The sequence below is a fragment of the Flavobacterium mekongense genome (assembly GCF_047038255.1).
Taxonomy (GTDB): Bacteria; Bacteroidota; Bacteroidia; order Flavobacteriales; family Flavobacteriaceae; genus Flavobacterium; species Flavobacterium mekongense.
Genome location: NZ_CP174374.1, coordinates 1,051,172 through 1,075,195, shown reverse-complemented (window position 1 = coordinate 1,075,195; position 24,024 = coordinate 1,051,172). Strand labels below are relative to the sequence as shown.

The window sequence follows — 24,024 nt, the reverse complement described above, 5'->3', positions numbered from 1 at the left end:
GTTTTTTTTACAAAAATTATTTAGTCACTCTATTTTCATTCTGTTTGACAAAAGCATCCCAACCACTGTAACTTTTCCCGGCTGTAATTTTTCCTGAGTTGAAAAAATGGCAAACTGCGGCCGCCAAACCATCGGTAGAATCGAGATTCTTTGGCAATTCTTTTAAGCCTAACAATTGTTGCAGCATTTTGGCAACTTGCTCTTTGCTGGCGTTTCCGTTACCGGTGATGGCCATTTTGATTTTTTTGGGTTCGTATTCGGTGATGGGAATTTGGCGCGATAAACCGGCTGCCATAGCAACGCCCTGAGCCCTGCCCAACTTTAACATCGATTGCACATTCTTTCCGAAAAATGGGGCTTCAATAGCTATTTCATCGGGATGATGGGTTTCGATGAGTTCGATGGTGCGTTCAAAAATGACTTTCAGCTTGGTGTAATGATCATCATACTTGCTTAGGATCAATTCGTTTAACTGAAGAAATTCCATTTTCTTGTTAATCACTTTAATCAATCCGAATCCCATAATGGTCGTTCCGGGGTCAATGCCTAATATGATGCGTTCGTTGGCCAAAGTCAATTGTTTTTTTGGTAAAAATAGGAAACAAAATGAAGCTTTCCATAAAAAAAGGCCGTTTAAAAAACGACCTTTCTTATAGAGTACTTTATGTATTATTGTTTGATGAACTTTTTGGTAATCTCGTTCTTACCGTCTTTCACTTTAATCAAGTAAACACCCGATTGTAAATTGTTCAGTTGAATATTCTCATTGAAGAATCCGTTATTGGTGTAAACGTTTTGATAAATCTGTCTTCCTCTGATGTCAAAAACAGCTAACTCGATAGGTTCATTAGACGTTGAGTTAAATTGCACATTGAAATCACCGTTATTCGGATTCGGGTACAAAATGAAATCCTTGATGGAATTATCCTCTACACTCAATGGAACGGCTGTAGTGCTACACAATCTCAAACTCCAACTATTGATAGCTCCGCCATCTTGATTAAAAGAATCCAAAACTCTTAATGTCCATGTTCCGTTCATGTTTTGTCCATTAAAAGCCGATAACGATTGGAACGGTTGTATTGTTCCGCTGATAGCAGGATTAGTTTGACAAACTAAAGCAGTTCCTGAATCATCAAAAGTGGCATTGATGTTCAATAAACTGTCGCTTGTACAAGGTTGAGCCACTAATTGCACTTGTGTACCGGTTGGGCTGATTAAAGTAATCGTCATATCATTAACCCAAGTATGGTTTATGTTTACTGTTACATTAACGTCTGAAATTGTATTGGTTGAGGCAACATTTAGAGTTGAATTTACCGTTACGTTTGCAGTAGTTGGAATAGTAATAGGCACATTAGTTGAAGTGAAAACCGTACAATTAGGCAATCCTGTTTTAAATAAATTGGCTGTACTGTAATTCCCTACACAAGCATTATTTTTTGGCAACACTCTCCAAACATAATTGGTAGCATCTGCCAAGCCAGTTACATTATAAGAATTGGTAGTAACGGTAGCTGAAGCTACAATATTGGCAAAATTATCATCAGTGGCTACTTGAACATCGTAAGCTGTGGCATTCGCATTTGCCGGCCAAGTTAACGTTAATGTAGTCGGAATTCCTGTTTGCAAATGAGCAGGATAAGTTAGTGTTTGGGTTGGGAAATTTGCATTGAACAACTCCAAGTAAAATGGGGCCGTTTTAGTAATCGAACCTGAAGTAGCTGTTACTGTCATGGCATAAAAACCCGGTGTAGCAGCGCCAGTATTGTTTATGGTTAGAATAACATTTCCGTTGGCTGAAACAGTAGCGGGAGAGAAAGTTCCTGTAGTCCCAGCAGGTTGCCCTGAAAGTGCTAAGGTTACAGTCCCGTTGAATCCGCCAAGAGCAGTGTATGGAATGGTGTAAGAAACAGAACTTCCGGTACAAATTTGTTTGTTCTGCTGCTCTGCAACTCCATTGTAAGCTATAGCAAAATCAACTGCCGGTGCTACAATAGAAAAATTAGCATTGGAGATATCATAAAAAATGTGTTTGTATCCTTTTACCATCACACGATTGGTATTTCCAACGTTATTTGGAACCGTGATTACTTCGGAACCATCGTTAGGAACCTTGCTCGCCAATTGAATAGGATAAGTAAATCCACCATCCGTAGAAAGGAAAATATCTACATACTGAGCATTAACGCCATTAGCAGTTGTACCGGCTACATCCCAAGTTACTGTTTGATTAGAACCAACAGCCCAACTTACTGCAGTATTTGGAGTAGAAACCAAAAAAGGTCCGGCCACAGCGTCTACGGTAACCGTCATATCATCGGAATTGGTTTGTCCTGAACCGGCAAAATTGTCTCTTACAGTTAAAACAAAATTCAAAGTTCTGGCAACGGAACTCAAAGCTTCAACTACAATATCAGTACCTTGGGTGGTAGATTGGTTTGCTACTACTCTGGCTAAAGGAGGAAAATAACGTTGTGGTGATGAAACCGGGTCATAAGAACGCCAATTGGGACCACCTGTTTTTGTAGCAGAGGCGGCACTGGCAGCTCCGGTTTGAGTGGTCGCCGTATCATTTTGCTCCCAACAATAGGTAAGTGCATCACCGTTGCCATCAGAGGCTACACCGGTTAATACAAATGGTGTACTTTTAGGGATTGTATAATCTAAACCGGCATTAACTACCGGAGTGATATTAGTCAAAGTAACTCTGGTTGGGCAAACTTTAGCAACCATATTATCCTGAATTTGCTTGATTGAGGCATAAACAAAGTAATCATCAGAATTTGTTTGAACATCACGGGTGGTGATTCCGGCATAACCCATAATAGTTGATCCAGAGCCCGGTTCAACATTAACTCCTGAACCTTCAACATTGTGTGAAAAAGTATGGTTCCCTCCAAATTGATGACCCAATTCATGAGCCACATAATCAATATCAAAAGTATCTCCCATAGGAACGCCATTGGCTGGAGAAGTAATACCGCTTCCCTTACTGCCATCTTCACATACGCAACCGATACATCCGGCATTTCCGCCGCCACCGGTTGAACCAAACATGTGCCCTACATCGTAATTAGCTTCACCAATTATATTGGTAAGTGTACTCTGCAATTGAGCATTCCAGTTCCCCATAGTAGTGTAGGGATCTGTAGCCGCATTGGTAAAAATAACCAAGTTATTGTTGGCTATAATATTCATATGAATCGACAAATCTTTTTCAAATACTCCATTTACTCTGGTCATAGTAGCATTCATAGCAGCCAATGCACCGGCTACAGTACCGCCAAAATATGTAGTATACTCACCGTTACATGACAAGGCTAATCTGAATAATAACAACTCACCGGAACTGGACATGGGAGTTTGAACATTTTGTTGTCTTTGCAAACTGTGGGCTACTGAATTGTCAACCGTCGAACAAGTAAAAGGCAAAGCTCCCTTTTCACGACTGGATTCATAAACAGCATATACCAATCCGTTTGTGGCGTATGGCTCAATGAATTCATTTCTTTTATCGGTTCTGAAAATCATGGCTTGCATGCCGGAATCATCTATACTCAATCGAATTTGCGCTTTTTTGTCATCAACTCCTACACCAATATAAGACCTGATGTTAGGATATTGAGCCTGTAATTCGGGAGCAAAGTTTGAAAACTCAAACATTTGAAATCTTTCAACGCCACCGTTGACATTAGGAATAGTCACAACGGTATTGGATTGACTGGCAGTTAAACGATTGGGAGCCGATTGCAATGCCGATTTTAAAGTACTGATATCAGTAGCAAAAAGTTTAAAATCTTTTGGAAAATTAGAGCGTTCCACTTGCTTTAGCGGTATCAAATTCTGCGCTGATACCTTTTCCCATGAAGTTTGTTGGGCAAAGCCAATGCTATGCAACAACAAGAATAAAATGGTAATTTTTTTCATCACTAATTGTTAGTTTTTTGAGTTTGGTTTGTTAGTTTTTATAGACCGTAAAAATATATTATTTTTTGTAAATCAAATTATTAGATTCAGGTTTATACAATATTATTTTTCATTGGAATCTTTTCGGGATATCCGTTACTTTGTGAGATGAAAAAAATCATGCAAAACAAAACCTTTATAACAGCCGTAAAGCTGATTATTGTATTGCTTTCTTTTTACTTTATATACAGTGAACTACAAAATAACGACCAATTAAACTGGGAAAAATTCTTTAAGTTGTTTAATCGAAAATGGAGCTTGTCAGGTATCTTATTTTTGCTTTCTTTTAGTGTTGCAAACCGCTATTTGGAAATTTTAAAGTGGCAAAATTTAGTAACCTTCATTCACCCTATAACTGTAGGCGAATCTGCCAAACAAGTCCTCAGCGCTCTTACAGCCGGAATTTTTACACCTAACGGATTGGGAGAATATGCCGGAAAAGCATTGTATTTCGACCAAAAGAAGACCAAAAAAATCATTTTCCTTAACTTGATTTGCAACGGTATCCAAATGATTTTAACGATACTTTTCGGAACAATAGGGCTATGGGTTTTGGGATACAACTATTGGGTTTTGACCATTATTGGTATTTGCCTACTGTTTATCGGTTTGTCTTTTTTAATCAAATCCATTAAAATCAAAGGATATTCCATCGAAAAACTACTGACAAAAATCAATGAAATCCCCAAAAAGACCCATCGTAAAAACATACTGTTAGCGGTTGGTCGCTACTTGGTTTTTTCACACCAATATTATTTTTTATTTCTCGCTTTTGATGTAGATTTACCCTATGCAACCTTAATGGCTTCGATAGCAGCTGTCTATTTTTTGGCTTCTTCATTGCCCAGTTTTCAGTTTTTAGACTTTGCGGTTAAGGGAAGCGTTGCGCTTTTTTTCTTTGAAAAATTAGGCGTAAACGAATGGATTGTTGTTTTTATTGCCACGCTGATGTGGTTCTTAAATGTTGTTTTACCCGTTGTAATAGGAAGCTATTTTGTCTTAAAATTTAAACCGAAATGGAAGCAATCACCATAATACTATCCCTGATTTTATTGATTTATGTTGTTCTGATGGTCCAGTTAATTTTAGGCTACAACAAAGTCAAATCTTTTAAACCAACCTCTGTTGCGCCCAAAACGGCTTTTACTATCATAGTCCCTTTTCGCAACGAGGAAAAGAATTTGCCAAAATTGCTGGCTTCTTTTTCTAAGCTGAACTATCCGCATGAATTGATTGAAATTATCATGGTAGATGATTTCTCGACTGATTTTTCGGAGCGCATTTGCATTCGTTGGCGGATGGAACACGACACCATTGACACCACACTTTTAGAGAATTTACGATTGTCTGATTCTCCTAAAAAAGATGCTATTGCACGAGCTATTCCGATTGTTAAACACGACTGGATTATTACTACCGATGCCGATTGTTCGGTTCCAAAAAACTGGCTATTGGTTTTAGACGAATACATTCAGAAACAACAACCTGAGATGATTATTGGTGCCGTGGCTTATAAGACCAAAAACAACTGGTTTCACCATTTCCAACAGTTGGATTTATTGAGTTTACAAGGCACCACCATCGGAAGTTTCGGATTGGGAAAACCTTTTATGTGTAATGGTGCTAATTTTGCCTACACCAAAAAATTCTTTACGGCTCTCGACGGCTTCAATGGCAACCAAAACAGAGCCAGCGGTGATGATGTCTTCTTGTTGCAAAAAGCTGTAAAACATTCTCCTGAAAAGGTACACTATTTAAAACACCCTCAAAATATTGTGAAAACCAAACCCGAAAATGATTTGTTTAATTTCTTCCAACAACGGGTTCGTTGGGCAAGTAAAACGACAGGCTACCAAAGTACTTATGCAAAGCTTCTGGCAGTGTTAGTATTCTTGATGAATTTAGGTTTAGTTGTTGGTTTGTGGTTTGTGGTTTGTGATTGTTTGGAGGCAAGTATTTGGTTAGGTGTGTTTTCGGCTAAGTACTTAGTAGATTATGCCCTGTTATACAAGGCCAACCGATACTTACGCAAAGGCCGATGGCTTTTACCATTAGCTTCCGCTGTGGTTTATCCATTTTACGCCAGCTTAGTTGGGATGTATTCTTTATTCGGAGGTTTCTCTTGGAAAGGCAGAAAATTTAGTCGATAAATTCTAGTCTCTCGCTAAACTTAAACCTATTCTTGCTTGATAATTACCGGAAGGACAAACTGTGTTTTTACCGGTATACCTCTTTTAATCGCCGGATTTACTTTGGGAAAATCAACCAAGCGGGCACGCAATATACTGTCGATTTTAATGGTATCGTAAGCCACAGAATCTTTAGGAAATTCGGGTTTAAATTCTAAAGTAGCATCTGGTAAAACGGTAACTCTTACCTCAATAGCATCGAGTTTTGGGAACATGGTAGCCAAAGTGTCTATCGCTAATTTTTGTTCGATAGTAGCTGTTAGAAAATCGAAAAAACACTGCTTGCGCAAATTGGCATCACTCAATTTCTCACAATCGCTAACCGAAGGATATTCATCCACTTCTTTCCAATTGATTTCTTTCATTTGTTGCTCGAGCAATTCTTGTTCGGAAGGCACTTTCTTCTCCAAATATTGGCAAGAAGAACAAACGGTTAGTAATGCTAAAGCCAGAGCTCTTTTCATGTATGAATTGAATCGATTAACAGTTTCAAAAATAAGAAATTATATTCACCAAGCTAAGCTTTGCCCAAAAAAGAAAGCCTTCTCGAGAGAAGGCTTTACTATTGAAGAGGGTATAATTAGTCTACAATCAATTTTTTGATGACTTTATGATTGGTATCGGTAGTTACTTCAATCAAATAAATACCTTTTGAAACAGCAGACAAGTCTATGGTTTGAGTGGACAAGTTGGAAGCTTGTTGAGCAAACACCATTTTACCCAATACATCATATACTGTAACACCGGCAATGGTTGCATTACCACGAACACTAATGGTCAGCCAATCGGATACCGGATTAGGGTAAAACACAAAGCTGTTGTTTTCAAATTCATCTATACCTAATTGCTGTACGAATTCGGTATTGAAAGTATTGGTTATAATTGGCGGATTAAAGTCGAAATAAATCGAAGCCGTATTAGGAATAATATCACCCACGGCAAAGCCTGACAACGGTTTGATTTGGAAAGTGATGTAGCCTTTTCCAATGTTGGTGTTGGCCACAGATGGCGGCAACTGAATGTCTTCAAAAATCCAGTTGACATTGTTCCCAACCCTATCCATTACATAAGAATGACTAGCGCTGACCATGCGAATGGTGTTAGCATCTAAACCGGCGTCTAAAACATCATTGACTCTAACATTCTCTGCATTGGCCGTTCCGGTGTTTTCAAAACGAATGGTGTAAGTCAGATAATCATTAGTAGAAAAAGAAGCATAGAGAATTCTTTCTCCATGTGCTTCCATTTTGTCATTCGGATCATAAGCCCCAATGATGATTTGGCTATTAACAGCCGAATTATTTTCCGGCACCACATCGCCACTCAAAGGAACTATAGATGCCGTGTTGGTTAACAAACCACCTATGGTAACCGTTGGTATGGTTGGCACTTGTAAAGTCACCGTCATTTCTCTCGACTCAAACGGCAATAAATTGCTGAAATTATACGTAAAGCCATTGGCTATCGGACTTGTTCCTGTTTGTGTATTGGTTACTATAGCGACCAAAGGATCATGATTAAAAGTTACCGTCCCCGAAGTTATGGTTTGGTTGCCATTATTGGTATACACTATCTTATTCATATAAGTAAAACCGGGTCTTGGTGCATTTACAGGAATGATGTGCACTGCCAAATCATTATATGGTTGTGTTATAGTGATAGGGAAGTTATAGGTTTGTAAACCGCCGCCGATAACAACTTGAACGTTGCTGTAAGATGCTGTTGTAATACCATATGAAGCTGTATAGTTAGGATCGATGGCATAACTGATGTCATAAGAGTTATTACCATTGGTATCATAAATATTATAATAACCGGTAGGCGAAACTACGTTGTGTACATTACCGCTATTGTTGATTTCATAAGTAAACTGTCCTAAAGGGAAATTTTGTTCGCCGTTGTCTTGGGTTCCGTTATTGTTTACATCCAAAAAGGCATTAAGGCGTAAGCCTGAGCAATCTATAGCACCGGTTGAGCCGGTTACTTCTGAGATTTTAATGTATCCTAATTGGTTACTGAAATTGGTAACCATCAATAAATAATATTGCCCGGGTTGAACATTGGTAATGACTACATTTTCAGTAGCCGAAGCCGAATAACTGCAACTTACTATAAAATTCGGTGTCAACTGACCATTACAAGGTGTTACCGGATTGGAGAATGGACCAAATACTACATAGTCAGCATCCAGGTTGGCCATAGTAACATTAGGATCAGTACTTTGCTGAATTAGAAGATTTATAGTTCCTGCTTGGCTTACGGGTAAATAGAACCACGTTTGGTTTGGCGAAGTACTCAAACATCCATAGTTGCCTGTTGAAGACATATTAGTAGTATTTTGAAATACTGCTCCAAGCGAGTTACAAAGTGAATTAGCCTGAGAACAAGTATAAGCAACATTACAATTAGCAAAAGCTTGTATTTGGAAAGAATAAATATTGTCACAACCATCTGCCACTATCTCTCTCACAAAAACATTGGTTATTTGATTCTGAACACTGATATTCAAAACCGACGGATTGTTGAAAGGCACTACTTGATTTTGGGCGTTAGCCAAACTAGGGTAATACTGTAAGGGATTGGTACTGTTAATTTGTGCCTGAACAGTAGTTAAATCAAAAGTCACAAAACCATCGTTATTATCGTCACACTGTTGCATATTGTTTAATGGCGTGTTGATTTGAGTAAACGTTTCAACGATCAAAGAAAACCCAAAGATTTGAAACTCTTGGGTAGTATTATTCTCCAAACGGGCAAAAACAGCCTGAGATACAGCAGTACAATAAGGCGATGCCAAAGGACTAACATCATTAGCAGCATCAGCCTGAGAATTGTGATAAGTAACCGTATATTCTGCAGAGTTTAAAGTATTAATAATAAAAACATCGTTTTGGTTTAAGTTAAAACAAGCCTGACCATTACTTCCTGCACATTGTCTTAAATCTGTCGGCTGTCCGGCTTGCGGAGCACATGATGCCGTTGTAAAGGTATAAGTTTGCGCAGAAGTGTTCCCTGAAGGACATTCTACAATAAATGTAACGGAATAAGTTGCACTACACGCCAAATTATCAATCACATAAGTATTGGCAGTTGCGGGTAAGCTTATCAATGGTTGACCGTCAATAGATATATTCAAAACGGATTGCGGATCAACATTAGCACTTGTCCAAGTCATGGTTACTGAGGAGTTTGAATTGTTAGAGAAAACAACACTTGAAATGCCCTCACAATTACCACACTGAACCGTTATCAACTCAACTACACCAACCGCGAAACAACCTGTTGCAGTATTTTCAACCCTATAAAAAACAGGCGGATTAACCGGTGATGCGGTAGGACTGATATAACAAGTCGGATTGGCTATTAGCGAAGTAAAATTATAGGCATCAGCCATTGAGGTAAAAAAAGTAACCGATAAAGCTGCTGCTCCCTGAGCTATTTGAGCTTCAACACTTGTCAAATCCCAACATGGAAAACTCGTAGTGGTATTGGCACAATTGGTTATGGAAACCGTTGGGCTTGATGGCGCCGGATTAACATTTAACGGGTAGCTGACATAGGTAATTTCCCCGGTTGTATTATTAACAATTCTGGCAAAAAGCGTTTGCTGATAAGGCAAAATATTAGTGTATGGACTACTTAGAGCGTTTGTATTGCTGACCGCATCCATTTGTGTTTCATGATGTGTTATGCTGTAGTTTTGAGCATCTACCTGCGTTAAAATTTCAGCAGAGATTTCACCTAACCAAAATGAGGCAAAACCATCATTGTTGTCATCACAAACGTTATTATAGATGCTTGGCTGATTAAAACTTTGCGCGACCAAAAAAGAAGTAGCAAAAAATAAGATGAAAGAGAGTAGTTGTTTTTTCATTGGTTGGTTTTTTGATTGGTTTTGTCTTTTAATTTTTTTTAAAAAAAGACGACGCAATGTACAAAAATCCAATGAATTACAACTGAAAAGAAAACTTTTTAAAAGAGAAAATAAAAACAAAAAGCATATAAAGCAAAAAAGCCATCCCTAAAAAAGGGAAAGCTTTTCATTGGTCTAACTACTAAACCTGCTACGAGTTACAAAGTCGTAGCGAAACAACACAACTAATCTTAGATATCTTATGGGAACCCAAATCCGATTTTTTAAAAACCTTTTTTGGGCAAAAAAGGTTTTCGTTTCCGAAAACCTTTCCCAATTTTAGCGGTCTGGACGGGACTCGAACCCGCGACCCCATGCGTGACAGGCATGTATTCTAACCAACTGAACTACCAAACCATCGCTTAATTGCGGTTGCAAATATACAACTGATTTTTAATTCTGCAACTTTTTTTTACTAAAAAAATAAAATGTGATTTCGCTGTCTAACCAAACATTTGTTTTTCAACCAAGTATGTCGTTAAAATTTTTTCAAAACTTTCCTCTACTGCCACAGGTACATACTTGATTTTGTTTTGAGTACAGGTTAAAGCCAACGATTTGAAATAGGCTTCAACCTTTTCTTCATAAGCTTCTTTAATGCTGTCGGCAAAAATATTGATTTGCTCACCCGTTTCTAAATCGATAAACTTGCGAGGTGCATTGTCAAAATTGAAGTTGATTTCGGTTTGTTTGTCGATGACATGAAAAACCACTACCCGATGCTTGTCGTGTTTCAAATGCTGCAATGCATTAAACAACGTCTCGGTTTTACCATCATTAGCCGTCGGATCAAACATATCCGTAAATAAAATAATCATCGAACGACGGTGCATTTTCTCGGCTATTTGGTGTAAATAGGTCACCGTATCAGTGCTCTTGGACTGCTTAGGGTTTTCCAATAAATCTTCTAATTTATTGAGAATCATGCGATGGTGTCGATCGCTGCCTTTTTCGGGCGCGTAATATTCATAAGTATCCGAATACACGCTCAATCCGACAGCATCGCGTTGCTTTTTAAGCAAGTTCATCAAGACTGCCGAAGCCAATACTGAAAAACCTATTTTATTGTAGTAAAACGGCTCATTTGTCTTTAATTTAGGATAATGCATGGAAGATGAGTTGTCGATAATTAAATGACAACGCAAATTGGTCTCTTCTTCGAAACGTTTGGTGTACAAACGATCGGTTTTAGCGAATAATTTCCAATCGATGTGTTTGGTACTTTCACCGGTATTGTAAACCTTATGCTCGGCAAACTCAGCAGAAAATCCGTGAAAAGGCGATTTGTGCATACCCGATATAAAGCCTTCTACAACCTGGTTGGCCAACAATTCCAAATGCTTGAAACCGGAAACGAGTTCTTTTTGTTCTTCAATCTTCATAAGTCAAATATAAGGATTTGAAATTTGAAATTACTGAGAAATCACTGCTAAAAAAATGCTAAACGTGACTATAGCCCCGATTGGAGCAAACTACCGCGTAGTGCGGAAAGCGGGAGGCGTTTTCCTAAACACTGTCAATGCCGTGCTCCTGAAAATAAAAAAAGGCCTAACTCGCGTTAGACCTTGATTTCTTTTTCATGGTATTTTACAACAATGCATCGATAGCATCGGTGTAGGTTTTTTTAGGCGCAACGCCTACTTGACGACCAACCACTTCTCCGTTTTGGAACACCAAAACAGTTGGAATGTTACGAACACCGTATTTGGCAGCGAACTCCTGATTGGCATCAACGTCTACCTTACCTACTATTGCTTTGCCTTCATATTCTGAGGAAATTTCATCGATTACCGGTCCAACCATACGACAAGGACCACACCAAGCCGCCCAAAAATCAACCACTACCGGTTTGTCTGCTTTTAACACTACCTCTTCAAAAGTAGCATCTGTAATTGCTAAAGCCATATTGTATATTTTTAAATTACTTTATTATTTGTTGCCAAAATTAGACAATTTATTTGATTATAAAACGTTAAAAAAATCAGTTTTGACTATCAAATCATTATCAGAATTGATTTTTAGTTGAGACTGAATTTGACGTTCATTTTCTCCAATTCCGTCAAGAGCTCATTAGAGATTCGGATTTTCAATTTACGACTTGGTAAAGAGATTCGTGTAGCAACTTGCAATTGCTCCTCTATAACCGGAATATCGATTTCCATATCTTCAGGATTATCGGCATCTGTCATCAATTCTTCATCAACTACAGCTTTGGGCATAGGCGCAACCGGTTTGAGTACTTTTTCAAATTCCATCACTTCAAAGGACACAGTGTGATCGCCTTTGTTAGCGGTAAACAATTGATTGAGTTGTTGGATGAATTCCATCTGCAGCTCATGAATATCCATTTGAATGCTTAACTTTTTGGCAAATTGCGGCAATACATCTTGTAACTGTTTTACATCCATGAATTGAATTCGCGGATCCGATTTTTTACCGGTTTCGCGGTTCACCCAGCCGTCTTTTACGGTGACTTTAAAGTATACAAACTGGTTGTTTACTAAGAAATGGCGGAACTTGAGATACTCTTCATCAAAGATTCTGAATTCGTGACTTTCATCATAACCTTCCAAAGTAAACATCGCCCAGTCTTTACCATTTTTAGCCGTTTTATACTGCACATTGGTTACTATCCCGGCAAAAGTGAGCGTTTTGCCCACAAAATTATTCAGATTTTTTAAATTCTCTAATTTGCTATTGCAGAAGTATTTCATCTCAAATTTAAAATCGTCCAACGGATGACCGGAAATATAAATCCCGACTACTTCTTTTTCTTTGGCCAACTTTTCCATAGTGCTCCATTCCTCACAAGGCGGAACCGTTGGCTCGGCTATTTGCACATCGCTGGCATCGCCGAAAAGGCTGACTTGCGACGAGTTTTCATTTTCCTGAAACTTGGCACCATAACGCATGGCTTTTTCGTAAAACGTAATGTTATCGCCATCCGTATGAAAATATTGGGCGCGGTGTGTATCGGCAAAACAATCGAAACCACCGGCTAAGGCCAAGTTTTCGAATGCTTTTTTATTGGCGGCACGCAAGTCTATGCGTTTGGCCAAGTCAAAAATCGATTTGTAATTTCCTTCTTTGCGGTTGTCAACTATGGTTTGTACGGCGCCCATTCCGACGCCTTTAATAGCACCCATTCCGAAACGCACTGCATAGTTTTCGTTTACAGTAAACTTATAGTAACTTTCATTAACATCGGGACCGAGTACTTGCAAGCCCATTCGCTTACATTCTTCCATAAAGAATGACACTTGCTTGATATCGTTCATGTTATTCGACAGTACCGCGGCCATATATTCGGCCGGATAATGTGCTTTTAAATAAGCCGTTTGATAGGCAATCCAAGCATAACAAGTAGAGTGCGATTTATTGAAAGCGTACTGAGCAAACGCTTCCCAGTCTTTCCAAATTTTTTCCAATTTATCGGCGGGATGTCCGTTAGCCACAGCTTGATCGATGAATTTGGACTTCATTTTATCCAAAACATCTTTTTGCTTTTTCCCCATCGCTTTACGGAGTACATCGGCATCACCTTTGGAAAAATTGGCGAGTTTTTGCGACAAAAGCATTACCTGCTCTTGGTAAACAGTAATTCCATAAGTATCTTTGAGGTATTCTTCGCAGGCTTCAAGGTCGTATACAATTTCCTCTTCCCCGTTTTTACGTCGAACGAAAGAAGGAATGTATTCGAGCGGTCCCGGACGATAGAGTGCGTTCATGGCAATCAAATCGCCGAATACCGTTGGTTTTAAATCCTTGAGGTATTTTTGCATACCGGGCGACTCGTATTGGAAAATCCCAACCGTTTCTCCGCGCTGGAACAACTCATACGTTTTAACGTCATCTATAGGAAACGCATCCGGATCAAGTTCAATTCCGGTACGGTATTTCACTAATTTTACGGTATCTTTAATCAGCGTCAGGGTTTTCAACCCCAAGAAGTCCATTTTAAGCAAACCGGCACTTTCTACTACCGAGTTGTCGAACTGTGTAACATACAACTCCGAATCCTTAGCAGTAGCCACCGGAACGAAATTCGTAATGTCGTCCGGTGTAATAATCACACCACAAGCGTGAATTCCGGTATTGCGCAAATTGCCTTCTAAAATTTTGGCTTGCTGAATGGTTTCACTGCCTAAGTCGTTGCCGTTGGCGAGTTCAATCAACTCTTTGACTTTATCGTATTCTTCGGCTCTGAGCGCCGCTTTAAGTTTGTCGTTATCAAGGGTAAAAATTTTGGCCAAATTTAAAGTCGTCGGAATTAACTTGGCAATTTTATCGGCTTCAAACAACGGCAAATCGAGTACACGCGCAGTATCACGAACCGATGATTTGGCTGCCATCGTACCATACGTAATAATTTGCGCTACCTGTTTGGAGCCGTATTTTTTGATTACATAATCCATTACGCGACTTCGGCCTTCATCGTCAAAGTCGATATCAATATCGGGCATCGACACACGATCGGGATTTAGGAAACGCTCAAAAAGCAAATCGTATAGTAACGGGTCGATGTTGGTAATCCCGAGACAATACGCCACTACGGAACCTGCTGCGGAACCACGGCCCGGACCAACCGAAACGTCCATTTGGCGCGCCGCCGCGATGAAATCCTGTACAATCAAAAAGTAGCCCGGATATCCTGTATTTTCGATGGTTTTTAATTCGAAGTCCAAACGCTCTTGAATTTCCGGTGTGATTTCGCCGTAACGCTTTTTGGCGCCTTCGTAAGTTAAATGAGCTAAGTATTTGTTTTCACCTCTTTTGCCGCCATCGAGTGCATCTTCAGGCACTACAAATTCCTCCGGGATATCGAATTTTGGCAAAAGCACTTCCCGCGACAAATCGTATATTTCAATCTTATTGACTATTTCTTCGGTAGTTAGAATGGCTTCCGGCAAATCGTGAAACAACTTTTTCATTTCGTCACTCGATTTAAAATAGTATTCCTGATTGTTAAAACCGTATCGGTAGCCACGACCGCGACCTATAGGCGTGGATTGTTTTTCGCCGTCGCGCACACACAATAGAATATCGTGAGCGTTAGCATCTTCTTTATTGATGTAGAAAACGTTGTTGGTGGCAACCGTTTTTACGCCGTGTTTTTTGGCCAAAGTAATGAGCGAAGCGTTTACCCGATTTTCATCTTCCTGATTGTGGCGCATCAACTCGATGTAGAAATCTTCCCCGAACTGTGCTTTCCACCAAATAAGCGCTTCTTCGGCTTGGTTTTCGCCTATATTTAAAACCTTACTCGGAATTTCACCGTAGAGATTTCCGGAAAGGACAATAATATCTTCTTTGTATTCTTGAATGACTTTTTTGTCAATTCGAGGCACATAATAAAACCCTTCGGTGTAAGCGATAGAGGATAATTTGGCCAAATTGTGGTAGCCTTTTTTGGTTTTGGCCAAAAAGACAATCTGGTAACCGTTGTCTTTGCGCGATTTGTCTCTTAAGTCATCACACACATAGAACTCGCAACCTACTATAGGTTTTACGATAGTTTCTGTTGGGCTTTCGCCGCTTTCTTCGGCTTGTTTGTTTTTGGCTTGCGCCGATTTGTTGTGCGAAATAATATCGCGTACAAAATGAAAAGCGCCCATTAAATTGGCGTGGTCTGTCATGGCCACTGCCGGCATTTTGTTTTGTACGGCAGCATTCACCAAATCTTTAACACTAATGGTGGACTGCAGCACGGAGAATTGCGTATGGTTGTGTAAGTGAACAAACTGAACATCTGTGATATCATGATGTACTTGCTCTTCATGTTGGGTTGGTGTAACGACTTCTTGGGCTTGCAGTTGCTTTCTGATGATTTCCGAAGCTTGCTTGAGATTGATGTGTTGCAATCCGATGAGCTGAATCTCCTTCGGATTCTTTTCACCGAATTCGCGGAAATAATCGGCCGGAACATCGAGCTCTTCTTTGGTAAAAACCTCGCGTCGGATGAGTTCTAAGAAACAACGTGTAGTGGCTTCAACATCGGCAGTAGCATTGTGCGCTTCGGCAAACGGCACATTAAAAAGGTAACTATGTAATTCGGTTAGTGTAGGCAATTTGAACCTTCCGCCACGACCGCCGGGTAATTTGAGTAATTCGGCGGTGACTTCGGTACAAGTATCTAACACCGGCAAGGAGGCCAAAGGTGAATTGACGCCCAAACGGTAAAATTCACACCCCATGATGTTGACATCGAAACCTACATTTTGTCCGACGATGAATTTGGCTTTGGACAAAGCCGCATTGAATTTTTCGAGTACTTCCGACAAAGGAAACCCTTGGGCTTGAGCCAGTTCTGTTGAAATACCATGGATTCTCTCGGCATCATAAGGAATATTAAATCCGTCAGGTTTTACCAAATAATCCTGGTGTTCTATCAGATGACCCATAGCATCGTGCAATTGCCAGGCTATTTGAATACAACGCGGCCAATTGTCGGTATCGGATATCGGAGCCGCCCAATTGCGGGGTAAACCGGTAGTTTCGGTATCAAAAATCAAATACATAGGTGAAAATCCCAAAATTAAAATTGTAATTTCCGAGAAGCATTTGGGCAAAAGAATAACCCTCGGAGCATTTTCAAAAATACGTTTTCAGACTTAGGAAATCAACTTTAGTTATCAACAAAAAAACCATCCGAAAGATCGAATGGTTTTTTAAATTTATAAAGCTTGGGTTGAATTAGTATCTTCCGCCGCTGTTTCTGTCGTTGTAACCACCACGAGAATTTCCTCCTCCGTTGTATCCACCGCCACGGTTATTGTTGAAGCTTCTTCTTTCGCCTTCCGGTTTCGGTTCAGATTTATTTACCACTATAGTTCTACCGCTTACAGTAGCTCCATTCAACTCATCGATTGCTTTTTGAGCTTCCGCATCATTTTCCATTTCCACAAAACCGAATCCTTTACTTCTTCCTGTAAATTTATCAGTAATAATTTTTACGGAATTAACCGTTCCATAGACCTCAAAAGAATCTCTTAAATCTGCTTCGTCTATACTAAACGGAAGACTCCCAACAAAAATGTTCATATTTTAATTTTTAAATTTTGACAAAGGTAACCTTAAATAAAACGCAAAACACTATAAAAGTGAATTAATTGCGAATAAATAAAAAAAGCCGTCAATAGACGGCTTATTATTTTGAATGAACTGATACTTAAATAGATGGAAAAACAGGAATTTTATAAAATTCTCCGTATTGGAAATTTAAAATCGGACCTCCAAACGGACTGTTATTGGTATTGGCAGCATTAAACTTAAACTTACCGGAAACCGTCATATTCACGTTATCGTATTCTGTAATTTTGATTTCTCCGTTGCTGTTTTGGACATTTTGTACTCGGAATTTGCAATTCAAATTTCCTCCAACTACTGTGATTAAATCCCCGGCAACATAAAAATTACCTCTGGAAGCCAATGTTACACTGGTAACCACTCCGGAAGCATTGGCCACTATATTAACACTTAAACCACTTCCTGAACCACCGGTAGTTAAAACAGATGTTCCACTGGTATAACCTGTTCCGCCGTTCAATGAAGTAATAGCGCTAACCGGACCGGGAACTGCCACGGTAGCATATTCTAAATCGACATTGTCAATAGTAGCTGAATAGGTAACTGAATTATTGGCATTGGTAGTTCCTAAAACATAGGTACCTTCATTAGTGCCACTCGTATTTAAGGTAAGCGTTTCAAATTGTGTTTTAGCTTCTATGGATAGTCTTCCGTTAGCATCAAGGTAGGCTCTGGTATCGCCTGCTGTCCAAAAAACGTCATCCTTCAATCCTTGTAAACCCGGATCGTTGAATTTTACGTCTTCTTGACAAGAGCTCATAGCCGCAGCGATAAAAATTAGGGACAAAAATCTTTTCATTTTTCAAAGTATTTCTCCACAAAAATAACTTTTTAATATAAAAATGCTAATTAAATTTTAAAAAAATAACGTTAAAGTTAGTCATAACAAGGTATCGAATGTAAAAATATAATTTTCAATTAGTTTGTTTGTAAAAAATAATTATCTTTGCGCCCTTAAATAACCGAGGTCGAGTACCTCAAATTAATCAAAAGAGATTATGTCAGTAAAAATTAGATTACAAAGACACGGAAAAAAAGGAAAACCTTTTTACTGGATCGTAGCAGCAGATGCTCGTTCAAAAAGAGATGGTAGATTCTTAGAAAAATTAGGAACTTACAATCCAAACACTAACCCTGCAACTATCGACTTGAACTTAGATCAAGCTGTAACTTGGTTACACAATGGTGCACAGCCAACCGATACAGCCAGAGCTATCCTTTCTTACAAAGGTGCTTTATTGAAACACCACTTAGACGGAGGTGTTCGCAAAGGTGCTTTGACACAAGAACAAGCTGATGCTAAATTGGCAAAATGGTTAGAAGAAAAAGCAGGCAAAGTAACTGCTAAAAAAGAAGGCTTGTCTAAAGCACAAGAAGCTGCTAAAGCTAAAGCCTTAAAAGCTGAAAAAGAAGCTAACGACAAACGTGCTGCCGCTGCTGCTGAAGCTGCCAAAGCAGAAGAAGTTGCTGAAGTAGCCGAAGAAGCTGCTGAAGAAGTTGTAGCTGAAACTGCAGTAGAAGAAACTGTAGCAGAAGTTGCTGAGGAGACTGTAGCAGAAGCTACTGAAGAAGCTCCGGCTGCTGAAGAAAACAGCGAAGAAACAGAAGCTTAATCTATTTTAGGCAAATGCGTAAAAAAGATTGTTTCTATTTAGGTAAAATTGCCAAAAAATTCAGTTTCAAGGGGGAAGTCTTAGTTTATTTAGACACGGATGAACCCGAACTATATGAAAATATGGAATCAGTATTTGTTGAATTCAACAAAGATCTGGTTCCATTTTTTATTGAACACAGTAACCTGCATAAAAACGATTTTCTTCGGGTAAAATTTGAAGATGTTGATTCTGAAGAAGCTGCCGACCAATTGATTGGTTGCGAAATCTATCTTCCTTTAAACATGTTACCAAAACTTGAGGGTAACAAATTCTATTTCCACGAAGTCATTGGTTTTGAAATTGAGGACAAGCGCCTCGGTGTTTTCGGGAAAATAGTCTCCATTAATGACACTACAGCTCAACCCTTATTTGAAGTGGTAAACGGTACTGTAGAAATATTAGTTCCTATGATTGACCAATTCTTGGTAAAAATCGACAGGGAAAACAAAAAAATCATTATGGATTTACCGGAAGGCTTGGTTGAAATGTATTTATAGAAACGCTTTGCTATAGACCGCTTCGCGTTAGAAAGTTAGAATCGCTACGCTCTTAGATTCAAATTATCTAAAAGGTCTAACCAATCTAAGAAATCTAAGATGTCTCTGTTCCAATTCAAACAATTCTCCATCCAACAAGACCGCTGCGCTATGAAAGTAGGCACCGACGGAGTGCTGCTTGGCGCTTGGGCTCCAATTGACCACAAGCCTTATTCCGTTTTGGATATTGGCGCCGGAACCGGACTGATTGCGTTGATGTTGGCCCAAAGAAGTCAGGCCGAGCAGATTGACGCCATTGAGATAGATGAAAATACCTTTGAACAATGCGTAGACAATTTTGAAAACTCACCTTGGAACGACCGTTTGTTTTGTTTTCACGCCTCACTCGATGATTTTATGGACGATTTGGAAGACGAGGAGTACGATTTGATTGTCTCCAATCCGCCGTTTTACAGTGAAGATTTTAAAACCGAAAATGAGTCGAGAGATTTAGCGCGTTTTCAAGACGCTTTACCTTTTGAAGATTTGGTGGAAGCTGCTTCCGTGCTGCTCTCCGAAACAGGTGTTTTGGCTGTGATTGTTCCGTATAAAGAAGAAGCGAGACTAATTGCTTTGGCTAAAGAATGTGATTTATTTCCGCTCAAAATTACCCGAATAAAAGGCACGCCGACAGCCGAAATCAAAAGAAGCTTAGTTGCTTTTTCCTTTGCCGAAACCCATGAATTGCCTATTGACGAATTGATCATTGAAACCGCCAGACACCAATACACCGAAGACTATATTGCATTGACTAAAGATTTTTACATGAAAATGTAATATCGGCCAAGTGGTAAAAAAATCTTAATTAACACTACTTTATCACTAAGCGAAAACGAAAACTGTACTTTAGAGCTTCCATCTTTAAAGTCTGATTATTGAAACCAACTCTACTCTTTACCTTTTTATTTTTTACGACAATCTTTTGTTTAGCTCAAAACGAAAAAACCCTAAGCGGAAAAGTAGTTTGCGAAGGAAAAGGCATTCCCAACATCGACCTTGTCAACCTAACTTCTAAAAAAAGTGCTACTACAGACAGTCAGGGTCATTTTAATATTGGAGTTACTTTAGGCGATGTACTGTACATCCTTTCCAAAGAACACCTCGATTTCAAACTCAAAATTACCGAAACACAGCTTCGTGAAGGCCAATTGACGATTATGATCGACAAGAAACCCATAGCTTTGGAAGATGTTGAGATTGTGAACAAGTCGAGCCTAAAAGTGCAAATCTCTCAAGCTGATATAGACGCCATAAAACTCACCAAACAAAGCCAAGCGCTGAAAGTGGTTAATGTATATGACGGCACCATTGAAAACGGTGTCGATTTTGTAAGGATGTTCAAAGGCGTATCCAATTGGTTCAAAAACAAAGACAAAGAACCGGAGCAAAAACCCGTTCCGCCACCTAGCTTTAAAGATTTCCTCAGCAGTCATTACGACCGCAATTTTTACCTGAACAACCTCAAATTAAAACCGGAAGAAATCGATTTGTTTATTGCGTATTGCGAAACTGATTCCCGAGCGGCTGTGTTAGCCGCACGCCAAGATGTATTGGAAATGGCAGATTTTTTGTTTGAGAAAAACGAAGCCTTTCGAAAACTCGACCGTTGAGCGTAAAGCCAATGCCCTAGCCCGGATGGCAGCGGCATCCTTTTTTGTTTTGTACTTCGACAAGCTCAGCATGACAAAACAAAAAAGATAGAGCGGACAGCCGGATAAGCTTCAAAAAATTATAACAATTGTTGATTGAGATTTTAACTTAGATTGTGTAGCTTTGCAAACGTTTTCGTAAACCAAATTTTAAACTATGCGACCAGATTTATTTCAAGCTCCGGATTATTATTTATTGGATGATTTATTAACGGAAGAACACAAATTAGTGCGTGATTCTGCGCGTGCGTGGGTGAAGCGCGAAGTTTCTCCTATCATTGAAGACTATGCACAACGTGCGGAATTCCCAAAACAAATCATCAAAGGTTTGGGTGAAATTGGTGGCTTTGGTCCGTATATCCCTGAGGAGTATGGCGGTGCCGGTTTAGACCAAATTTCGTATGGTTTAATCATGCAGGAAATTGAAAGAGGTGACTCGGGCGTGCGTTCCACCTCATCGGTACAATCGTCTTTAGTTATGTATCCGATTTGGAAATTCGGAACTGAAGAACAACGCATGAAATACTTACCGAAACTAGCTACCGGAGAATTTATGGGTTGTTTCGGATTGACTGAACCTGATTTTGGTTCGAATCCGAGTGGTATGGTAACCAACTTCAAAGACATGGGCGACCATTATTTGTTGAACGGTGCCAAAATGTGGATTTCGAATGCGCCTTTTGCTGACATCGCAGTAGTTTGGGCCAAAAATGAAGAAGGCAGAATTCACGGTTTAATCGTGGAGCGCGGTATGGAAGGATTTACCACGCCGGAAACACACAACAAATGGTCGTTGCGTGCTTCGGCTACGGGCGAATTGATTTTTGACAATGTAAAAGTGCCGAAAGAAAACTTATTACCGGGCAAATCAGGTCTTGGTGCACCGATGATGTGTTTGGATTCGGCTCGTTACGGAATTGCTTGGGGTGCTATTGGAGCTGCTATGGATTGTTACGATACGGCTTTGCGTTATGCGAAGGAAAGAATACAGTTTGACAAACCGATTGCTGCTACCCAATTGCAACAAAAGAAATTGGCTGAAATGATTACCGAAATCACCAAAGCACAATTGTTGACTTGGCGATTAGGGGTTTTAAGAAATGAAGGCAAAGCCACTACAGCTCAAATATCTATGGCGAAAAGAAACAATGTAGATATGGCGATTAACATTGCGCGCGAAGCCCGTCAAATTTTGGGCGGTATGGGAATCACCGGTGAATACTCTATCATGCGTCACAGCATGAACTTAGAAAGTGTTATTACTTACGAAGGTACGCACGACATTCACTTGTTAATTACCGGTGCCGATATTACCGGTATGCCTGCTTTTAAATAAAATATTAAACAATCAATAAAATTGATACAAAATGCTTCTCCATTACGGGAAGCATTTTTATTTTTGTTTCGATAAATCCATATTGATTTACGGAACGTAAATACCAAAAAAAGCTATGACTATCACCACTATTAATCAAACTATCCAACCACAAAAAGAGCGTTTATTACAACATCCGCTGTATGAAAAAGTAAAAACGATAGACGATTTGCGTCAGTTTTTAGAATGCCATGTGTATGCGGTTTGGGACTTTATGTCGCTACTAAAAGCCTTGCAAAACAAACTAACTTGCACTACAACACCTTGGTTTGCTTCAGAAAATCCGGAAACCCGTTATTTGATCAACGAAATTGTATTGGCGGAAGAAAGCGATTTGACTTTGGACGGCAAACGATTGAGTCATTTTGAAATGTATGTGGAAGCGATGCAAAGCTGCGGTGCTTCAACTGCAGAGTTAAATGCTTTTTTAAAAAATGTAGTCGATACCAAAAACGTATTCATCGCCATTAAACAAAGTGATTTGCATGAGAATGTTAAGACGTTTCTCGATTTTACTTTCCGAGTGATTGAAGAAGGCAAAGTACATAAAATTGCCGCTGCTTTTACCTTTGGTCGCGAAGATTTGATTCCGAATATGTTTACCGAAATCCTGAAAAACTTCCAGCAAAACTTCCCGGATGTGGATTTAAACAAACTGATTTACTACTTCGAAAGACACATCGAATTGGATGCCGACGAACACGGTCCGATGGCGATGCAAATGATAAACGAACTTTGCCAAGACGATGCCCAAAAATGGAAAGAAGTAGAAGAAATATCGGTTTTGGCTTTGGAAAAACGAATCGGACTTTGGAATGCTATTGAAGAAAAAATTGAAGCCCGTTTAGAGCTTGCTTAAAAATAAAAGTCAAACCAAAAATTCAATTATGAAATCCATTTTTAAAATACTTGTGATTTTTGGTTTGGCTTTCGGTTTGAACAGTTGTTCCGAAGACCAACAAACCTCACCTCCACCTACACCAAGATTGTTTAAGTATTTGGCCTTGGGCGACAGTTATACTTATGGTCAAAGTGTTTGTGAAGCATGTCGCTTTCCGGAACAACTAAAAGACAGTCTCGGGCAATACTTAACCACTGCCGATAATTTCGAAATTAAACTTATTGCCCAAACCGGCTGGACCACCACCGATTTAAAAACTGCAATTGCCGCACAAAACCTGACTAACGATTACAATTTAGTCACCTTACTCATAGGAGTCAATAACCAATACCAAGGCAAACCTTTCAGCCTGTACGAACAAGAATTTCCGGAGCTGGTAGATATTGCTATTGCCAAAGCCGGTGGCAACAAAAACAAAGTTATAGTGGTTTCTATTCCCGATTATGCTTATACACCTTTCGGGCAAGGTTCCATTGCTATTTCAGAAGGTGTTTACCAATACAATGCCTTTGCGAAAGCCTATTGCGAAAGCAACGGTATTTCTTATGTTTATATCACAGACATTACGCGACTTGGCCTATTACAACCCGAATTGGTGGCGAACGATGGTTTGCATCCTTCAACGCTGGCTTATGCGCAATTTGTGGAGCGCATTTTACCTTTAGCCAAAGAAAAATTGGGGTTGTGATATTGGCGACTCAATCAGCATCTTTTTTTTAAAAGTTAATTTATTAGATTAATTAACAACATA

At 39.3% G+C, this 24,024-nt stretch carries 18 protein-coding genes and 1 tRNA gene; 9 read left to right on the top strand and 10 right to left on the bottom strand.

Features of this window, described 5'->3' with window-relative positions:
* Nucleotides 1-16: 16 nt before the first annotated feature.
* Together ruvC and ACJG85_RS04535 are read right to left on the bottom strand one after the other, a co-directional pair.
* On the bottom strand, nucleotides 17-571 hold the full coding sequence (ruvC, locus tag ACJG85_RS04540) for a crossover junction endodeoxyribonuclease RuvC (protein WP_412464994.1): 555 nt from the start codon (nucleotides 569-571) through the stop codon (nucleotides 17-19).
* A 98-nt stretch (nucleotides 572-669) separates the two neighbouring features.
* The gene (locus ACJG85_RS04535; RefSeq protein ID WP_412477022.1) at nucleotides 670-3,930 is read right to left on the bottom strand and encodes a reprolysin-like metallopeptidase; all 3,261 of its coding nucleotides are present in this window, start codon (nucleotides 3,928-3,930) and stop codon (nucleotides 670-672) included.
* A gap of 147 nt (nucleotides 3,931-4,077) precedes the next feature.
* Here ACJG85_RS04535 and ACJG85_RS04530 point away from each other — a divergent pair, with 147 nt between their 5' ends.
* Both ACJG85_RS04530 and ACJG85_RS04525 read left to right on the top strand, forming a co-directional pair.
* On the top strand, nucleotides 4,078-5,004 hold the full coding sequence (locus ACJG85_RS04530) for a hypothetical protein (protein ID WP_412477021.1): 927 nt from the start codon (nucleotides 4,078-4,080) through the stop codon (nucleotides 5,002-5,004).
* Nucleotides 4,986-6,119: a glycosyltransferase family 2 protein gene (locus ACJG85_RS04525; protein ID WP_412477020.1), complete on the top strand. Its 1,134-nt coding sequence runs from the start codon at nucleotides 4,986-4,988 to the stop codon at nucleotides 6,117-6,119. Before ACJG85_RS04530 ends, ACJG85_RS04525 begins: the two co-directional genes overlap by 19 nt.
* A 26-nt stretch (nucleotides 6,120-6,145) precedes the next feature.
* On the opposite strand, the gene ACJG85_RS04520 is transcribed toward ACJG85_RS04525, so the two are convergent.
* From ACJG85_RS04520 to ACJG85_RS04485, 8 genes are all read right to left on the bottom strand, one after another.
* Nucleotides 6,146-6,622 (bottom strand): hypothetical protein, encoded by a 477-nt coding sequence (locus ACJG85_RS04520; protein WP_412477019.1) that lies wholly within the window; start codon nucleotides 6,620-6,622, stop codon nucleotides 6,146-6,148.
* A gap of 116 nt (nucleotides 6,623-6,738) precedes the next feature.
* On the bottom strand, nucleotides 6,739-10,032 hold the full coding sequence (locus ACJG85_RS04515; RefSeq protein ID WP_412464990.1) for a T9SS type A sorting domain-containing protein: 3,294 nt from the start codon (nucleotides 10,030-10,032) through the stop codon (nucleotides 6,739-6,741).
* Nucleotides 10,033-10,354: 322 nt separating this feature from the next.
* Nucleotides 10,355-10,428 (bottom strand) — tRNA-Asp (locus ACJG85_RS04510).
* Between the two features lie 86 nt (nucleotides 10,429-10,514).
* Nucleotides 10,515-11,453 (bottom strand): DUF58 domain-containing protein, encoded by a 939-nt coding sequence (locus ACJG85_RS04505; protein WP_412477018.1) that lies wholly within the window; start codon nucleotides 11,451-11,453, stop codon nucleotides 10,515-10,517.
* 205 nt (nucleotides 11,454-11,658) lie between these two features.
* Nucleotides 11,659-11,976, bottom strand: a complete 318-nt coding sequence (trxA, locus tag ACJG85_RS04500) for a thioredoxin (protein WP_395633603.1) — start codon at nucleotides 11,974-11,976, stop codon at nucleotides 11,659-11,661.
* A 113-nt stretch (nucleotides 11,977-12,089) separates the two neighbouring features.
* A complete protein-coding gene (gene dnaE / locus ACJG85_RS04495; protein ID WP_412477017.1) occupies nucleotides 12,090-16,589 on the bottom strand; it encodes a DNA polymerase III subunit alpha in 4,500 nt (1,499 codons plus the stop codon).
* Nucleotides 16,590-16,764: 175 nt separating this feature from the next.
* A complete protein-coding gene (locus ACJG85_RS04490) occupies nucleotides 16,765-17,112 on the bottom strand; it encodes an RNA recognition motif domain-containing protein (protein WP_395632983.1) in 348 nt (115 codons plus the stop codon).
* A 127-nt stretch (nucleotides 17,113-17,239) separates the two neighbouring features.
* Nucleotides 17,240-17,956, bottom strand: coding sequence for a DUF6252 family protein (locus tag ACJG85_RS04485; RefSeq protein ID WP_409676091.1), 717 nt, complete (start codon nucleotides 17,954-17,956; stop codon nucleotides 17,240-17,242).
* A gap of 199 nt (nucleotides 17,957-18,155) precedes the next feature.
* On the opposite strand from ACJG85_RS04485, the gene ACJG85_RS04480 reads away from it, so the two are divergent.
* The 7 genes from ACJG85_RS04480 (at nucleotide 18,156) to ACJG85_RS04450 (ending at nucleotide 23,961) form a co-directional block, all read left to right on the top strand.
* Nucleotides 18,156-18,770, top strand: a complete 615-nt coding sequence (locus ACJG85_RS04480; RefSeq protein ID WP_409676088.1) for a 30S ribosomal protein S16 — start codon at nucleotides 18,156-18,158, stop codon at nucleotides 18,768-18,770.
* 14 nt (nucleotides 18,771-18,784) lie between these two features.
* Entirely contained in the window at nucleotides 18,785-19,309 is a 525-nt protein-coding gene (rimM, locus tag ACJG85_RS04475; RefSeq protein ID WP_409676085.1) for a ribosome maturation factor RimM, read from the top strand.
* A gap of 105 nt (nucleotides 19,310-19,414) precedes the next feature.
* Nucleotides 19,415-20,125 carry a tRNA1(Val) (adenine(37)-N6)-methyltransferase gene (locus tag ACJG85_RS04470; protein ID WP_409676219.1) on the top strand — a complete coding sequence of 237 codons (711 nt, stop codon included), beginning with the start codon at nucleotides 19,415-19,417 and terminating at the stop codon, nucleotides 20,123-20,125.
* Nucleotides 20,126-20,223: 98 nt separating this feature from the next.
* Nucleotides 20,224-20,958: a hypothetical protein gene (locus ACJG85_RS04465; RefSeq protein ID WP_412477016.1), complete on the top strand. Its 735-nt coding sequence runs from the start codon at nucleotides 20,224-20,226 to the stop codon at nucleotides 20,956-20,958.
* Nucleotides 20,959-21,154: 196 nt separating this feature from the next.
* The gene (locus ACJG85_RS04460) at nucleotides 21,155-22,333 is read left to right on the top strand and encodes an acyl-CoA dehydrogenase family protein (protein ID WP_409676079.1); all 1,179 of its coding nucleotides are present in this window, start codon (nucleotides 21,155-21,157) and stop codon (nucleotides 22,331-22,333) included.
* Between the two features lie 115 nt (nucleotides 22,334-22,448).
* Entirely contained in the window at nucleotides 22,449-23,231 is a 783-nt protein-coding gene (locus ACJG85_RS04455) for a DUF3050 domain-containing protein (protein WP_409676076.1), read from the top strand.
* A 28-nt stretch (nucleotides 23,232-23,259) separates the two neighbouring features.
* Nucleotides 23,260-23,961, top strand: coding sequence for an SGNH/GDSL hydrolase family protein (locus ACJG85_RS04450; RefSeq protein ID WP_409676073.1), 702 nt, complete (start codon nucleotides 23,260-23,262; stop codon nucleotides 23,959-23,961).
* Nucleotides 23,962-24,024: the final 63 nt, after the last annotated feature.

What these genes read in the sequence shown, in the direction of transcription:
- ACJG85_RS04535 (WP_412477022.1), bottom strand. Translation starts at nt 3,930, where the DNA reads ATGAAAAAAATTACCATTTTATTCTTGTTGTTGCATAGCATTGGCTTT.
- ACJG85_RS04530 (WP_412477021.1), top strand. Translation starts at nt 4,078, where the DNA reads ATGAAAAAAATCATGCAAAACAAAACCTTTATAACAGCCGTAAAGCTG.
- ACJG85_RS04525 (WP_412477020.1), top strand. Translation starts at nt 4,986, where the DNA reads ATGGAAGCAATCACCATAATACTATCCCTGATTTTATTGATTTATGTT.
- ACJG85_RS04520 (WP_412477019.1), bottom strand. Translation starts at nt 6,622, where the DNA reads ATGAAAAGAGCTCTGGCTTTAGCATTACTAACCGTTTGTTCTTCTTGC.
- ACJG85_RS04515 (WP_412464990.1), bottom strand. Translation starts at nt 10,032, where the DNA reads ATGAAAAAACAACTACTCTCTTTCATCTTATTTTTTGCTACTTCTTTT.
- ACJG85_RS04505 (WP_412477018.1), bottom strand. Translation starts at nt 11,453, where the DNA reads ATGAAGATTGAAGAACAAAAAGAACTCGTTTCCGGTTTCAAGCATTTG.
- trxA (WP_395633603.1), bottom strand. Translation starts at nt 11,976, where the DNA reads ATGGCTTTAGCAATTACAGATGCTACTTTTGAAGAGGTAGTGTTAAAA.
- dnaE (WP_412477017.1), bottom strand. Translation starts at nt 16,589, where the DNA reads ATGTATTTGATTTTTGATACCGAAACTACCGGTTTACCCCGCAATTGG.
- ACJG85_RS04490 (WP_395632983.1), bottom strand. Translation starts at nt 17,112, where the DNA reads ATGAACATTTTTGTTGGGAGTCTTCCGTTTAGTATAGACGAAGCAGAT.
- ACJG85_RS04485 (WP_409676091.1), bottom strand. Translation starts at nt 17,956, where the DNA reads ATGAAAAGATTTTTGTCCCTAATTTTTATCGCTGCGGCTATGAGCTCT.
- ACJG85_RS04480 (WP_409676088.1), top strand. Translation starts at nt 18,156, where the DNA reads ATGTCAGTAAAAATTAGATTACAAAGACACGGAAAAAAAGGAAAACCT.
- rimM (WP_409676085.1), top strand. Translation starts at nt 18,785, where the DNA reads ATGCGTAAAAAAGATTGTTTCTATTTAGGTAAAATTGCCAAAAAATTC.
- ACJG85_RS04460 (WP_409676079.1), top strand. Translation starts at nt 21,155, where the DNA reads ATGCGACCAGATTTATTTCAAGCTCCGGATTATTATTTATTGGATGAT.
- ACJG85_RS04455 (WP_409676076.1), top strand. Translation starts at nt 22,449, where the DNA reads ATGACTATCACCACTATTAATCAAACTATCCAACCACAAAAAGAGCGT.
- ACJG85_RS04450 (WP_409676073.1), top strand. Translation starts at nt 23,260, where the DNA reads ATGAAATCCATTTTTAAAATACTTGTGATTTTTGGTTTGGCTTTCGGT.